Below are 15,256 nucleotides of genomic sequence, written 5' to 3' on the forward strand. Positions count from 1 at the left end.
CCGCATGGACGTGAAGGTCAGCGTGGTGGTGCCGGTGCACAACCCCGGTGATGGCGCCGACGCCTGTATCCGGTCGGTGCTGGAACAGTCGATGGCCTCCGAGGACTACGAGGTCATCTTCGCCGACGACGGCTCCGACGACGGGATCCAGCAGCGCCTCGACACCCTGGCCGCGGTGCGGTCGAACGTCAGGGTGCTCCACCTGGAGCGGACCGGCTCGCCGATGCGCGGCCGCAACCTCGCCCTCATGGTCGCCAGGGGCGAGTACGTCTACCTGCTGGACCAGGCCGACCGCCTGGAGAGGGACGCCCTGGAGCGGATGTACGCGCGGGCCGTGGAGACCGGGGCCGACATCCTCCTCGGACGGCTGATCAACGACCGGAGGCCGTCCTCCGCCGTCTTCGACGCCGACCGCGAGAACGCCGACATCGTACGGGACCGGCTACTCACGCTGCTCACCCCGCACAAGCTCTTCCGCAGGGCCTTCCTCGACGCGGAGGCGCTGAACTTCTCCGACCCCGGCGGCCTCCTGGCCGAGCAGACCTTCGTGCTCCGCGCCTACCTGCGGGCCGAGAACATCGTCGTCATGGCCGACGGGGTCTGCTGCCACGTCACCGAGCGTCAGGAACCGCCGCAGGACCCCTACGTCTGGGCCGCGGAGCTGCGCGAACTGCTCGACGTCATCGACGACGAGGTCCCAGAAGGCCGTCGGCGCGACCGGATGTACGCCCAGTGGTTCCGCGGCGCGGTGCTGCGACGGCTCGGCGGGAACCGGTTCGTCACCTCCTCCGCGGATCGGGCGGTCACCTTCACGACCCTGCGCGAGCTGGTCGTCCAGCGCTTTCCCCCGCGCCTCGACCTCCTGCTGCCCGTACCGCTGAGGGTCCGCGCCGCACTGCTCCGCGCCGGCAGGCTCGACCAGCTCGTCGCGCTGGCCGGAGCCATGCGCGGCGTCCACCTCCAGGCCGACCTCGACGACCTCGCCTGGGACGACGGCGCGCTCACCCTGCGGCTCACCGTGGAGATGACCCAGGCCGACGGCACCCCCATGCGCTTCGTCCCCTACGGGGAGGGCGGCCTGCTCTGGGAGCCTCCCGTCCCCCTCGACGGGCTCCGCCTGCCGCCCGAGATGGCCGACGTCAGCCAGGCCGCGGCCAAGGCGCGGTTCGAGGTCTACGTCAGACACGAGGACACCGGGACGATCCACTTCCTGCCCTCGGACTGTTCGATGACCCGCTGCCGTCACCGCAACGGGGTCAGGCTCCAGATCACGGGCACCGCCCGGCTGGACATCGACTCGGCGGCCATGGACGGACCGCTGCCGCCGGGACTGTGGGAGATACACGTACGCATGTACGGCGGGGTGCAACAGGCGAGCACCCGGGTGACGGGGTCGCCGCTGAACTGCACGGGAATGGTCGCCGACTGCTCCAGGCGGCTCGTCGTCCCCTGGTGGTCCGACAGGGGGGAGCTGGGGATCTGCGTGGAACCCCGCTCGTTCCCCGAGTCGATCGTCCTGGTCTCACCGGGTACGACGGTGATCAAGCAGCGCAAGCACGTCTTCGTCGTCGTGCCCGTGCCCTACGTGCCGCCGAGCGGAGGGCCGCCCGCGGAGCTGGTGTTCCGCCAGGCCGAAGGCAGGGAACGCGAGGTGACCGCGCCCGCGCTGGTCGAGCCCGGTGTCCCGGGGGAGCTGGCGGGACGGCTGATCGCCAAGATCCCGACCAGGCTCGCGTACCGGGAGGGGTTCCTCGCGCCGGGGATCTGGGCGCCGTTCCTGCGGGTCGACGGCGAGGAGACCGGGCTCCGGTTCAAGGTGGAGATGAACCGCGGCGGCCGGGTGGAGATCCGTAAATCCGCCGCCGCCGAGCCCTCCGAGCCCTGGTACCCGCTGCTGAAGCGGGTCGCGCTGCGGATACCGCTGGTCAGGAACGCGGTCCGGGTGACCAAGAGCGTCCAGCGGCGCTACATGCTCAACTGATCCGGCCCGGCGCCGCACGGCCCGTCGGGGCTGTGCGGCGCCGGGCCGTCATACGGGTCCGGGTCGGTGTGTCCGGCGGTTCAGGGGAGTGGAGTCACGCTCTCAGCCGGCACTCATTGGGCAGGTCACCGGTCGAGGGCCTCGGCAGCGTCGCGCTCGGCGGCGGGTTCTGCCCACGCTCCACCCAGCTCTCCAGGGTCTCGAAGGCGCTGCGGAAGCACGGCAGCAACGGGCGGAGTTTGTCGGGATAGGAGGCGTAGAGGCTGTCCACGTGGGTGCCGTCGGTGATCCTGTAGTAGCGGAACGGCCGGCGATCGCCGACCATGTCCGCGTAGACGTCGCCGGAGCGGGAGATCGGCAGCAGCGTGTCCAGCGTGCCGTGGATCGTGATCAGCGGCTTGCCGATCCGGCCGGTGAGCCCGATCTTCCGCACCGCCGCGTACGGCTTGCGCGCGTCGTAGTCGTAGTCGGCGTCGCAGGCCGGCGTGCCCGAGGAGCAGAAGGGCGTGCCCGCGTCGGTGTCGCCGTCGAAGGAGGGGTCGAGTTCCTCGCGGTAGACGCGCTGGGTCAGGTCCCAGTAGTACTGGTGGTGGAACGGCCACAGGAACTCCGAGCCACGGGCGAAACCCGCGTCGTACATCGCCTGGGTGTCACCCGCCGGATAGGCCCGCAGCGCCGGAGGCAGGTAGTTGAGCAGGTTGTCGCCCTTGACCCGCCAGAGCGTGCCCTCCCAGTCGATCCCGCCGTCGTAGAGCCAGGACCGGTTCTCCAGCTGCCAGCGGACCAGGTATCCGCCGTTGGAGATGCCCGCGGCGTAGGTCCGCTCGGGAAGCCTGCCGTAGCGCTGCGCGACGACGGCCTTGGCCGCGATCGCGATCTGCGTGACCCGGTCGTTCCACTCGGCGACCGCGTCACCGGGCTTGCGGCCGTCCTTGTAGAAGGTGGCGCCGACGTTGCCCTTGTCCGTCACCGCGTAGGCGTACCCCTTGGCCAGCGCCCAGTCGGAGACGGTGAAGTCGTTGGCGTACTGCTCCCGGTTGCCCGGGGTGCCGGTGACCACCAGCCCGCCGTTCCAGTCGTCCGGCAGCCGCAGGACGAACTGCGAGTCGTGGTTCCACCCGTGCGTCGTGTTGAAGGTCGAGGTGTCGGGGAAGTAGCCGTCGATCTGGATGCCGGGCACGCCCTTCGGGTTCACCGCCCCCGCCGGGTGCAGGCCCGCCCAGTCGGCAGGGTCGGTGTGCCCCGAGACGGTCGTGCCCGCCGTCGTGAGGTCGTCCAGGCACGCCTTCACCTGGTGCTCGGCCCCCGGCACCGTCACCCGGTTCAGCTTGGCGCAGTGCGCCGGCGCGGCCCCCGCACTCGCCGCGGGCGCCCCGGCGAGGACCGTCAGCGCGGCGAGCCCGACAGCCACGACCCCCGCCACCCGGCCGCGCCGCCTGGCACCACGTTCCGCGCTGTTCTCAACGCCGCTTTCTTCACTACTCATGGTCGGCTCCGCTTCAGGTGGTCGGAGAGGGCGGCGCGGAACTCGGCGGGCCGCTCGATGTGGGGGCTGTGGCCGCAGTCCAGGACGACCTCGGTGTACGGGCCGTACCGCTCCAGGACGGCGCGGGTCTGGGTGACCATCGGCTGCGCGGGGGTGCCGGGCGAGCCGGGGACGGCCCCCAGGGCGCCCAGGTGGGCCAGGTCGAAGAGCGAGGTGTCGGAGATGATCACGTCTGCCTCGCCCCGCACCCACAGGATCGGCGGCTTCGGGTCGATCGTGTGCAGGTCGTCGAGCCGGAAGTGCGTCGGGGCGAACGAGTTGAGCACGCCCCGCGTACCGGGGCGGACCCCCGGCCACTCCTCCGACGTCACCGCGTCGCCGGGGTAGTGGTCCTCGCCGACCCTCGTGGACAGCAACGACGCGACCAGGGCGTCCTCGTCATCGATCACCGTGCCGGGCTTCACGTACGTGGTGCGCATCACGTTCCTCGGCGAGACCGGGGAGTCGTCGGAGGTGTCTCCGGCCGCGAGCAGCTTCACGAAGTCGGGGTTGGCCGCGCCCGCCCCGGAGCCGGTGCCGTCGGGGTGGTTCAGCACGCCGTCGGGGCCGTGCGTGCCGCCGAAGCCGTACGGGGAGACCGGGTTGACGAGCGTCACGCTCCGTACGGCGGCCGGCCGGTCGCGCAGCGCCTGCAGCACGACGCCGCCGCCCATGCTCCAGCCGACCAGGTGCACGCCGTCCAGCCCGAGGGCGTCGAGGAGGGCGAGCACGTCGTCGGAGTAGTCCCGCAGGCCGCGGGTGGCGTCGACAGGGGCGGGCTCGGTGTCGCCGAAGCCTCGCAGGTCCACGGCGAGCGGCCGATGGCCCGCCTCGGCCAGGGCGAGCAGCGTGGCCCGCCAGAAGGCGGCACTCGACACGTTCCCGTGCACGAACAGCACCGTCTCGCCGCTCTCCGAGGCGCTCCCCACGACCGACAGGACATTCTGGGTGATCCGGCCGGTGGGCACCGGCCGGTTCTCGATGTGCATCAGACGTCTCTCCGTACGGTTCAGCGGGTGGTGGTCTTGGCCTCGTCGGGAGTGCCGATGGTGACGAGGTCGCGCCCCCTGGTCTCGCGCGAGACATACACGGTGATCAGGGTGAGCACGGCGGCTCCGGCCACGTACAGCATGATCGGGAACGCCGACCGGTAGGTGTCCAGCAGGGCGACCGCGATCAGCGGGGCGAGGGCGCCCGCGACGATCGAGGCGAGCTGCGAGCCGATCGAGACGCCCGAGTAGCGCATCCTCGTCGCGAACAGTTCGGAGAAGAACGCGGCCTGCGGGCCGTACATCGCGCCGTGCAGGATCAGTCCGACGGTCACCGCCAGGGTGACCGCGGCGAAGCTCTTGGTGTCGATCAGCGGGAAGAAGGCGAAGGCCCACAGCCCCACCCCGGCGGCGCCGATCAGGTAGACGGGCCTGCGGCCGAGCCGGTCGGAGAGCGCCCCCCACATCGGGATCGAGACGAAGTGGACGGCCGACCCGATCAGTACCGCGTTGAGCACGAGGGGCTTCGGCAGTCCTGCCTGTGCCGTCGCGTAGACCAGCACGAACGCGGTGATCACGTAGTAGGAGACGTTCTCCGCGAAGCGGGCGCCGATCGCGATGAGGACGTCCCGCCAGTGGTATCTGAAGACGTTCACGATCGGCAGGGACGGCGCGGGCTCGGCGTTGGCGACCGCCTGCTGGAAGACCGGCGACTCGCTGATGGAGAGCCGGATCCACATGCCGACCAGCACCAGGACACCGGACAGCAGGAACGGGATCCGCCAACCCCAGCTCACGAACGCCTCGTCCGTCTGGACCGCGGCCAGCACCGCCAGCACGGCGGTGGCGAGCAGGTTGCCGCCGGGGGCGCCGGCCTGCGGCCAGGAGGCCCAGAAGCCGCGGCGCGCGGCGTCGCCGTGCTCGGAGACGATCAACACCGCGCCACCCCACTCGCCACCGAGGGCGAAGCCCTGGACGAGCCGGAGCAAGGTCAGCAGCAGCGGTGCCGCCATGCCGATCGCCGCGTGGGTCGGCAGGCAGCCGATCAGGAAGGTCGCCCCGCCCATCAGCAGCAGACTGATCACCAGTAGCTTCTTACGGCCGAGCCGGTCGCCGAAGTGCCCGAAGACCAGCGCGCCCAGCGGGCGGGCCACGAAGCCCACCGCGTAGGTCAGGAACGCCAGCAGGGTGCCCGTCAGCGGCTCCGACTCGGGGAAGAACAACTGCGGGAACACCAGTGCGGCGGCCGAGCCGTACAGGAAGAAGTCATACCACTCGATCGTGGTGCCGACGAGACTGGCACCGACGATCTTTCCGATGGGGGTACGGGTTTTCTCTGCCATCTCACTCACCAGGGGAAGTCGCTGTTGGGGGGATTTCGGCTACCGTACGTAGTGACCGGCGTCACTCCTATGGGTACGACCGCCATAGCCGACAGGTGCTCTATGTGGACGTGTGCGGCGGCCCTCCGCGAGTCGGCGCGGCCCGGTGTGGCCTGGCACGGTCCGGTGCGGCCCGGTCAGCCGCTGAGACGGTGCAGGCGCAGGGCGAGCTGGACCTCCAGCGCCCTGTCGGGGCTCTGCCAGTCGTCGCCGAGGAGTTGGCCGATCCGGTCCAGGCGCTGAGTGACCGTGTTGACGTGGATGTGCAGGGCCTCGCTCGTCCGCGACAGCGAGCCGCCCATGCCGAAGTACGCGGTGAGGGTCTGCACCAGAGCGGTGCCCCTGCGGGCGTCGTAGTCGATCACCGGGCCGAGTACCGAGGCGAGGAACGCTCCGATGTCGCGGCCCTCACCGACCAGCAGCCCGACGAAACCCAGCTCCCTCGCGCCGGCACCCTCCCCGGCCCTCCCCAGGGCCACCAGGGCGTCGGCGCAACGCTGCGCCTCCCGGTGCGCCGCGGCCACCTCGGCGGTGCCGCGCACGGGCCCTCCGGCGCCCGCCGTGGCCGGATGGCCCAGTGAGGCGCTCAGCTCGGTCGCGACCCGTTTGGCCAGCGGCCCCGGCCGGTCCCCGGGAAGCATCAGGACCACCTCGTCGCCGCGCTGCGCGGCGAGACCGTGGTGCATCGCCGCCTGGGAGGACGCCCAGAACGCGGCACGCTCCCGCCCACCGCCGTGGCGCACCACGACCACCACGTGGTCATGGTCCAGATTCACCCCGACCCGCCGGGCGCGGTCGGCCAGGCCGTCGAGCGCGGGCCGCGAGATCAGGTCGTCGAGCAGCTCACCCCTGACCCGGCCCTCCGCCTCGGCCACCGTACGCCTGAACAGCAGCAGCAACGCGGTCACCAGCGCGGCCCGCTCCAGGATGCGCTGGTCGGCGTCCGACACCTGGCCGCCGCTGCGCAACACCAGTGTGCACAGCGGCTCCGCGCCCACGTCCACCGACGCGACCAGCAGATCTCCCTGCCGTACACCGCGCCCCAGCGCCCTCGACGAGCGCGCGGCGTCCGCGATCGCGTCCTTGCCCAGCGCGCCGTCCTCCAGGACGCGCGCGTCCCCGGCGATCGGGCGCCCGGCGTCGTCGAGCACCGCGAGCGAGCCGCCGAGCACCTCCGTCACCACCGCCGCCACGTCCTCGACCCCGCCGCCGCGCAGCACCAGGCCGGTCATCCGGTCGTGCGCGAGCGCGGCGCGCTCCACGGCCTGGCTGTGCGCGCTCACCTGCCGGTTGGCCTCGCTGAGCTCCTCCAGGGCGTGCCTGGTCTCCTGCAGCAGCCGGGCGTTGTCGATCGCCACCGCCGCGTGCGCGGCCAGCGAGCCCAGCAGCACGACCTCGTCCTGGGTGAATGGCCGTACGCTCCGGTTGGCCGCGAACAGCACCCCGATCACCCGCGCGCCCAGCTTGAGCGGCACGCCGAGGATGGCGACCAGCCCTTCCTCAAGCACCGCGTCGTCGATGTCGGTCTTGTGCCGGAAACGCTCGTCGGCGAAGTAGTCGGCGGTCGAGTACGGGGTGGCGGTCTGGGCCACCAGCCCGCCGAGCCCCGCGCCCATGGCGAGCCGCAGCGCCCGGAACTTCGCCGACACCGAGCCGTCGGTCACCCGCATCCAGGTGTCGCCCCGCTCGGGGTCGTGCAGCGTCATGTAGGCGGCGTCCGTGCCGAGCAACTGCCTGGCCCGGTGCACGATGGCCTCCAGGACGGCGTCCAGGTCCCGCAGCCCGGCGAGGTCGCCCGCCGTGTCGAACAGCGCCGACAGCTCCGCCTCACGCTTCGCCCTGCGCCTCAGCAGCGCCCGCACCCTCAGCGCGGCGAGCTTGGCCTCCTCCAGCTCCGCCAGCGCCTCCGCGCCGATCCCGTCGGACCTCGCCGCGAGAACGGGTCCCTCGAACTCGACGGCCGAAGCCTCCCTGGCCAACAGCTCGAGAAAGATCTGTACTGTTGGCGACGCTGGCGCGTCGCGGTGAGGCCGCTGTGTTGTTGGCGACGCTGGCGCGTCGCGGTTCGGCCGCTGTTTTGTTGGCGACGCTGGCGCGTCGCGGTGAGGCCGCTCTTGTCCGGCTCCTTCCCTCGTCGAGGAAGATCGCTCGTTCCTCACGACCTTCCTCTCCTCAGTCCAGTCGCCGGCGCGGCCTCACGGGTAGTCCCACCACCGAGGACGCTGGGGCATCGCGGTGAGGCTCTTCCTATCCCGCTCCTTTTCTCGTCGCTCATCCGCTTCCCTCGTGTTTGTTTGCGACGCTGGTGCGTCGCGGTGAGATCGCTCGTTCTTCGCGACCTCTTCTCCTCAGGCCGGTGGTCGGCGAGGACTCATGGGTTCATTGCGATGTTAGGTGGCTTTGCGGGGGTCAGCGGGCGGTCCAGCCGCCGTCTATGGGGAGGGAGGTGCCGGTGACGAAGGAGCCGTTCGGGCCGCAGAGGTAGGCGACGAGTTCGGCGACCTCCTCGGGCTCGATCAGCCGTTTGACTGCGGCGGGGGCGAGCATGATCTGCTCGATCACCTCGTCCCTGCCGATGCCGTGGGTTCCGGCCTGGGCGCCGATCTGGTTCTCCACCAGGGGGGTGCGGACGTAGGCGGGATTCACACAGTTGGAGGTGACGCCGTGGGAGGCGCCCTCCAGGGCGATCGTCTTGGACAGCCCTTCGAGGGCGTGCTTGGCGGTGACGTACGCCACCTTGTAGGGCGAGGCGCGGAGGCCGTGGACCGAGGAGATGTTGACGATCCGGCCCCAGCCGCGTTCGTACATCCCCGGCAGGACCTCCCTGACCAGCAGGAAGGGTGCCTCCACCATCACTTTGAGGATCTTGGAGAACACCTCTGGGGGGAACTCCTCGATCGGGGCGACGTGCTGGAACCCGGCGTTGTTCACCACGATGTCCGCACCGGGCGGGATCGCCCGTACGAAATCCGGTTCCGACAGGTCCGCGACGACGGGTGTGCCCGAGATCTCCGCGGCGACCTTCGCCGCCGCCTCGGGGTCGATGTCGACCACCAGCACGTGTGCTCCGGCCGCGGCCAGCCGGTGCGCGCAGGCGCGCCCGATCCCACTGCCCGCTCCGGTCACCACGGCTCGCCGACCCGCTAGGTCAATCATGTTGCCGAATCTAGGCAATGACCCGAATCCTGGCCCATGTCGCCCACCCCCACACTCCACCGTACGTTTATGTGGCGGATATCCGCCTGCCCGGTCCCGTCCCGTCGCCCGGCTCGGGACACCTCGGTGGCGGAGGGCGCGAAGTAGGTCAACGTCCCGGAAACCACCGCGTGAAGAGCGATCGTCTTGCGAATCTTTTGCGGTGAGCGAGATGAATGCGGACGTTCAGCGATTCGTTGTCTCGCGCGCTTCGGCCACTGAGGGGCTCCTGGCTGTACGGGTGACGGGAAGGGCTTCCCGGTGCGGGTTCGTGGAGGGTCGCGTTGCTCTCAGACGGTGACCGGGTAGGTGAGCGTGAGTTCGTCGCCGGGGAGGCCGCGGATGCCCCAGTTGACCTTGGGGGACTCCATGATCACGATCTCCAGGTCCTCGGCGGGGAGGTCGAGGGCATCGCCGACTGCGGTGAACAGGGCGCGGATCAGCGAGCGTTTGGCCTCGTCCGTCCGGCCGCTGAAACAGACGATCTCCACGATGAGATACCGCTCGCTCCGCTGCGGGCAGATCATGTCCTCGGCGTCCAGCAGCAGGAACCGGTGGAACCGCTTGTCCTCGGGGAGCCGCCAGACGTCCACCAGACAGCCGTGGACGGCGTCGGAGATCTCCTGCCGCCGGTCGGACCAGGCGTCCCTGCGGCCGTAGAACTTGATCTGGGTCATGTTTCCGAGTCTCCCAGGAAGCCGATCTACGGCGCCGACCGGGGAGCCGGTTCACGATCGTGCCGGTTCGCGGACGTTCCCGGTCGCGGTCGCGCCGGTTCACGGTCGGGGGAGCCGGTTCGTGTGCCGGAGCGGTCACCGGTCCGTGAGGGTGCGCGGGCGGTGACCGGCGGCCGGGGCGGTCTACGAGGGGGGGCGGGTCATGGACAGGACGTCGAGCAGTTCGTCGAGCCGTTCCTCGGTGAGGGTGCCGTTGGCGACGTGGCCGCGCTCGATGACGACCTCACGGATGGTCTTGCGCTCGGCCAGGGCCTGCTTCGCTATCTTCGCGGCCTCCTCGTACCCGACGTACGGGTTGAGCGGGGTGACGATCGACGGTGACGACTCCGCGTACTCGCGCATGCGGTCGACGTTGGCGGTGATGCCGTGTACGCACCGGTCGGCCAGTAGGCGGGAGGCGTTGGCGAGCAGCCGCACGGACTCCAGGATGTTGCGCGCGATGACCGGGAGCATCACGTTGAGCTCGAACGTGCCGGAGGCGCCGGCGAAGGCGATGGCCGCGTCGTTCCCGATGACCTGGGCGGCGACCATGGTCACCGCCTCGGGGACGACCGGGTTGACCTTGCCCGGCATGATCGACGATCCGGGCTGCAGGTCGGGCAGGTTGATCTCGCCCAGTCCCGCCCGGGGGCCGGAGCCCATCCAGCGCAGATCGTTGGCGATCTTGTTGAGCGAGATCGCGACCGTGCGGAGCTGGCCGGAGAGTTCGACGACGGCGTCCCTCGCGCCCTGGGCCTCGAAGTGGTCGGGAGCCTCGGAGAACGGCAGCCCGGTGGTCTGGCGCAGCTTCTCGATGACCTTGGCCGCGAAGCCGGGCGGGGTGTTGACGCCGGTGCCGACCGCCGTACCGCCCAGGGGCAGCTGGGTGAGGTGCGGGAGCGCGCTCCGCACCCGCCCGATGGCGTTGTCGATCTGTGTGGCGTACCCGCCGAACTCCTGTCCCAGCGTGACCGGGGTGGCGTCCATCAGGTGGGTGCGCCCGGCCTTGACCACGCCGTCGAACTCCAGCGACTTGTCCCGCAGCGCGGTGGCGAGGTGTCGTAGCGAGGGGATCAGGTGGTACGAGACCTCGGTGGCGGTGGCGACGTGGATGGAGGTGGGGAACACGTCGTTGGACGACTGTGAGGCGTTCACGTGGTCGTTCGGGTGGACGGGACGGCCGAGCCGCTCCTCGGCGAGGGTCGCGATCACCTCGTTGGCGTTCATGTTGGAGGAGGTGCCGGAGCCGGTCTGGAAGACGTCGACGGGGAACTCGCCGTCCCACTCGTTCTCCGCGACGTCGGTGGCGGCCTCGGCGATCGCCTCCGCCAGCTCCTTGTCGATCACCCCCAGCTCCGCGTTGACCTCGGCGGCGAGCGCCTTGATCAGGCCGAGGGCCGAGATGTGCGGGATTTCCAGCCCGCGCCCCGAGACGGGGAAGTTCTCCACCGCCCGCTGGGTCTGCGCCCGCCACTTCGCCCCCGCGGGAACCCGTACCTCGCCCATCGAGTCATGCTCGATCCGATACTCGCTCATGACCCCAGTCTGCGTCCTGAGGAGGAAATCAAACGGCGGGTACGGGTTCGCCCTCGCGGGGCGCTCTCGGAGGGGGGGTTAGCTGCTCAATTTTTTATAAGCAAAGATGATCACACGTAGTCATGTATCTTGCGCGCGTGAAGCTTTCGGAGTGGGCACGCCGGCAGGGCGTGAGCTATCAGACCGCCTGGCGGTGGGTGAAGAGCGGCAAGATGCCCGTCGCCGTCCACCAGGCGCCCTCCGGCACGTGGATCGTCGAAGAGCCCGCCGCTACCGTTGGCCGGGTGGTCGCCTACTGCCGGGTGTCGTCCGGCGATCAGAAGGGCGATCTGGGCCGGCAGGCCGTACGGGTCGTCGAGGGCGCCAACGCTCTGGGCCTGGCCGTCGGCGAGGTGGTCAAGGAGATCGGGTCCGGGCTGAACGGCACACCCGCAAGCTGCACCGCCTCCTCGCTGATCCGACCGCGGCGGTGATCGTGGTCGAGCACCGCGACCGTCTGGCCCGCTTCGGCGTCGAACACCTGCAATCCGCGCTCGCCGCGACCGGCCGCCGCCTGGTGATCCTGCAACCGCAGGAGAGCGCCGATGACGATGACCTGGTACGGGACATGACCGAGGTATTGACCTGCATGTGCGCGCGCCTGTACGGGCGGCGCTCGGCCAAGCGGCGCGCCGAACTCGCCGTATCGGCCGCAACAGACGCCGGCGTATCGGCGTAGGGGCCGGTGACCGATGGCGAAGCTCCAGGCCAAGTTCCAGGCGCGGAGCGGTTTCGTGGTGCAGGCCTACCGTTTCGCTCTCGACCCGAACGCGGGCCAGGCCCGCGCTTTGGCCTCGCACTGCGGTGCGGCGCGCATGGCGTTCAACTGGGGCCTGGCCCTCATCAAGGCCAACCTCGGCCAGCGGGAGGCCGAACGCAGCTACGACATCCCCGACGAGCACCTGACCCCGTCGCTGTCGTGGTCGATGTACTCGCTACGCAAAGCCTGGAACACCGCCAAAGAGCAGGTCGCGCCGTGGTGGCGGGAAAACTCCAAAGAGGCCTACAACAGCGGGCTGGAACGCCTCGCCGTCGCGTTGAAGAACTGGAGCGATTCCAAGAACGGTAAGCGCAAGGGCCCGAAGATGGGTTTTCCGGCCTTCCGCTCCAAGCGCACGGCCGCCCTGTCGGTGAAGTTCACCACCGGCACCATCCGCCTGGAAGACGACCGTCGTCACGTCACGCTGCCCCGGCTGGGTGCGATCCGCACCCATGAGTCCACCCGCAAACTCCATCGGCGGCTGAGCGCCGGGAGCGCCCGCATCCTGTCGGCCACCGTCCGGCACGAGCGTGGACGCTGGCTGGTGTCCTTCCAGGTCGAGGTCCAGCGCGCCGCGAGCGTTGCCGCGCGGCCGCAGGCCGTCGTGGGTGTGGACCTGGGCGTCAAACACCTCGCCGTACTCGCCGTACTCGCCGAGGGCGCCGGTGAGGTGCGCTATGAGCCCAACCCCGCCCACCTGCAGGGCTCTTTGAAGCGTCTGCGGCGCCTGTCTCGCCGCGTCTCGCGCCGTCAAGGACCCGACCGGCGCACCGGCGCTCAGCCGTCCAACCGGTGGCTGAGCGCCAACGCCGAGCGCAACCGCGTCCATCACCGGGTGGCGAACCTGCGGGCCGACGGCCTGCACAAGCTCACCACACGACTGGCCGCCGAGTACGGCACCGTGGTGATCGAAGACCTGAACGTCGCCGGGATGCTTCGCAACCGGCGCCTGGCACGCCGGATCGCCGATGCCGGATTCGGCGAGATCCGCCGGCAGATCACCTACAAAACAGGCTGGAACGGCGGGGCCGTGCGGGTCGCCGACCGCTGGTATCCCTCCTCGAAGACCTGCTCGGGCTGCGGCGCGGTGAAAGCCAAGCTGCCGCTGCACGCTCGAGTGTTCGACTGCGACCACTGCCCTGTTGTGATGGATCGGGACGAGAACGCAGCCCGAAACCTTGCCGCCCTCGTGGCGTCAACGCCTTGACTGGTACCGGAGTGGCCGGAGACCAGGACGCGCGAGCGTCGAAACCGCGTGGAGCCGACCGCAAGACCCGCACCACCCGGCCCGGCCGCGAGGCCGGGCCGGGGCGGGCAGGTGGCGCAACCCCGCACCAGCGGGAAGAAACGCGAGACCGTACTCAGGACACCGAAGCGCAGCCCGCGCTTCGGTGACACCGTGACGGACCTTCCGGGCGGTAACGCCCGGATTACTGATATCCGACAATGGAATCAGTAACGGTTCTCAGAAGATGGCGGCCACCGCGAGGATCATGATCACCACGAGGGCGATCGCCGCCACGCCCATGAGGACGAGGACGCCGATCCGGGTCTTCTCCGACGGGGGCTTCCTCGGCCCGGGGCGGCCGGGGTCGGGCTGGGCGTTCTGCCCCGCGATCGCGAACAGGTCGGTGCCCAGGCCGGGGGAGCGGTAGGCGCCGTCCGACGCCTCGGGGCCCGGCGGACGCCAGGGCTGTGCGGGCACCGGCCCCGGCTGGTCGGGGGGCGGGTTGCCGGGGACGAGTCTCAGCGGAGGGGGCGCCTCCGCCCCCGGGCCTCCCGCGCCGGGCCTCCCGAACTCCGGAGTGACCGGCGGGAAGCCGTGTGGCGGGGTGGCGGAGAGATCGGCTCTGCCGCTCACGGGGAACCCGTGGGGCGGCGTCGCCGACGCCTCGGCCCCCGGCTCCGCGAAGGCCGTCTCGTCGTCCGGTTCCTCGAACGCGCCCGGCCTTCCAAAGGCGCCGGGTCCCCGGGCGACGGGGGTTCCGAGACCGGGAGGGCCCTGCCGTCTCGCGGCCGGACCGCCCGGCTCTCCGAAGGGAGGACGGTCGGGGTAGGGCGAGGTCGTCGGGGACGGGGCGGCGGGCGGTGTGCCGCCGGGGATGCGCAGGCCGTCCTTGGGGCGGATGACCATCACGGTGCGATTGGCGTCGAATTCCTCGGCGTCGTCCTCGGGGTCCTCGTCGGAGCCCGGGGCATCCCCGATGTCCGCCGGGAAAGGGGCCGCGGAGGCCGAGGGGGACGGCGCGGGAGGGGGCGTGGCGGGCGCGGGGACCGGTGGCAGGGAGTCCGCGAGGTGCGAGGGGGTGTCGGCCACCGCCCGCAGCAGCGCCCCCGCCTGGGCGGCCGTCAGCCGCGCCGTGTGGTCCTTCTCCAGCAGCTGTTCGAGCACCGGGCGGAGCGGCCCCGCCTGGGTCGGCGGGTCGACCTGCTCGCTCATCAGCGCGGCCAGGGTCTCCGCCACGGAGGCCCGCTCGTAGGCCGGGCGGCCTTCGACCGCGAAGTACAGCGTGGCGCCGAGGGACCACAGGTCCGACTCGGGCCCGGTGTGCTCGCCGCGGGCCCGCTCGGGTGCGGTGTATCCGGGGGAACCGATCACCATGCCGGTCTTGGTGAGGCTCGTGTCGCCCTCCGCCTTCGCGATGCCGAAGTCGGTGAGGACCACCCGGCCGCTCTCGGTGATGAGCACGTTGCCGGGTTTGACGTCACGGTGCAGGACCCCCTGGGCGTGGGCCGCGCGGAGCGCCCCCAGCAGGTCGGCCCCGATCTCGGCGACGAGGCGGGGTGGCAGGGGCCCCTCCTCCTCGATCACCTGCTCCAGGGAGCGCGCCTGCACGAGCTCCATGATGATCCAGGGGCTGCCGTCCTCGACGATCGCGTCGTGGACGGTGGCCACCGAGGGGTGGCTGATACGGGCGGCCGTACGACCCTCGCGGATCATCCGCTCCCGAAGCTCGGCGCGTTGCGCCTCGCTGAGGCCGGGCTCCTGACGGATCTCCTTGATCGCGACCTCACGGCCGAGGGAACGGTCGTGGGCTTTCCAAACGGTGCCCATCGTGCCTCGGCCGAGCGGCGCGATCAGCTCGTAACGGTCCGCGAGCACACGCGTCTGCTGTTCCGGCATGAGAAGAAG

At 70.7% G+C, this 15,256-nt stretch carries 10 protein-coding genes and 1 pseudogene; 3 read left to right on the top strand and 8 right to left on the bottom strand.

Annotation, left to right across the window (positions count from 1 at the left end; all coding sequences use genetic code 11):
- The first annotated feature begins 4 nt into the window (after window positions 1-4).
- Entirely contained in the window at window positions 5-1,981 is a 1,977-nt protein-coding gene (locus AB0B96_RS14885; protein WP_362898912.1) for a glycosyltransferase family 2 protein, read from the top strand.
- A 94-nt stretch (window positions 1,982-2,075) separates the two neighbouring features.
- Here the strand turns inward: AB0B96_RS14885 and AB0B96_RS14890 are convergent, their stop codons facing one another.
- The 7 genes from AB0B96_RS14890 to AB0B96_RS14920 all read right to left on the bottom strand — a co-directional run bounded on the left by AB0B96_RS14890 (window position 2,076) and on the right by AB0B96_RS14920 (window position 11,324).
- A complete protein-coding gene (locus tag AB0B96_RS14890) occupies window positions 2,076-3,467 on the bottom strand; it encodes a tannase/feruloyl esterase family alpha/beta hydrolase (RefSeq protein WP_362898914.1) in 1,392 nt (463 codons plus the stop codon).
- A complete protein-coding gene (locus AB0B96_RS14895) occupies window positions 3,464-4,495 on the bottom strand; it encodes an alpha/beta hydrolase (protein WP_362898916.1) in 1,032 nt (343 codons plus the stop codon). The genes AB0B96_RS14890 and AB0B96_RS14895 overlap by 4 nt, the downstream gene beginning before the upstream one ends.
- A 20-nt stretch (window positions 4,496-4,515) precedes the next feature.
- Window positions 4,516-5,838, bottom strand: coding sequence for an MFS transporter (locus AB0B96_RS14900; RefSeq protein ID WP_362898918.1), 1,323 nt, complete (start codon window positions 5,836-5,838; stop codon window positions 4,516-4,518).
- Between the two features lie 176 nt (window positions 5,839-6,014).
- On the bottom strand, window positions 6,015-7,856 hold the full coding sequence (locus AB0B96_RS14905) for a helix-turn-helix domain-containing protein (RefSeq protein ID WP_362898920.1): 1,842 nt from the start codon (window positions 7,854-7,856) through the stop codon (window positions 6,015-6,017).
- Between the two features lie 430 nt (window positions 7,857-8,286).
- On the bottom strand, window positions 8,287-9,033 hold the full coding sequence (locus tag AB0B96_RS14910; RefSeq protein ID WP_362898922.1) for a 3-hydroxybutyrate dehydrogenase: 747 nt from the start codon (window positions 9,031-9,033) through the stop codon (window positions 8,287-8,289).
- Window positions 9,034-9,362: 329 nt separating this feature from the next.
- Window positions 9,363-9,749, bottom strand: coding sequence for a tautomerase family protein (locus AB0B96_RS14915; protein ID WP_362898924.1), 387 nt, complete (start codon window positions 9,747-9,749; stop codon window positions 9,363-9,365).
- A gap of 183 nt (window positions 9,750-9,932) precedes the next feature.
- Complete coding sequence (locus tag AB0B96_RS14920) at window positions 9,933-11,324, bottom strand: class II fumarate hydratase (protein WP_350947980.1); 1,392 nt, start codon at window positions 11,322-11,324, stop codon at window positions 9,933-9,935.
- A gap of 137 nt (window positions 11,325-11,461) precedes the next feature.
- On the opposite strand from AB0B96_RS14920, the pseudogene AB0B96_RS14925 reads away from it, so the two are divergent.
- Window positions 11,462-12,042: pseudogene (locus AB0B96_RS14925) on the top strand (IS607 family transposase).
- Window positions 12,043-12,055: 13 nt separating this feature from the next.
- Window positions 12,056-13,330 carry an IS607 family element RNA-guided endonuclease TnpB gene (gene tnpB, locus AB0B96_RS14930; RefSeq protein WP_362898927.1) on the top strand — a complete coding sequence of 425 codons (1,275 nt, stop codon included), beginning with the start codon at window positions 12,056-12,058 and terminating at the stop codon, window positions 13,328-13,330.
- A 258-nt stretch (window positions 13,331-13,588) separates the two neighbouring features.
- Here tnpB and AB0B96_RS14935 read toward each other — a convergent pair whose 3' ends face one another.
- On the bottom strand, window positions 13,589-15,247 hold the full coding sequence (locus AB0B96_RS14935) for a protein kinase (protein ID WP_362898929.1): 1,659 nt from the start codon (window positions 15,245-15,247) through the stop codon (window positions 13,589-13,591).
- Window positions 15,248-15,256 lie beyond the last annotated feature (9 nt).

The sequence above is a fragment of the Streptosporangium sp. NPDC049046 genome (assembly GCF_040649155.1).
Classification (GTDB): Bacteria; Actinomycetota; Actinomycetes; order Streptosporangiales; family Streptosporangiaceae; genus Streptosporangium.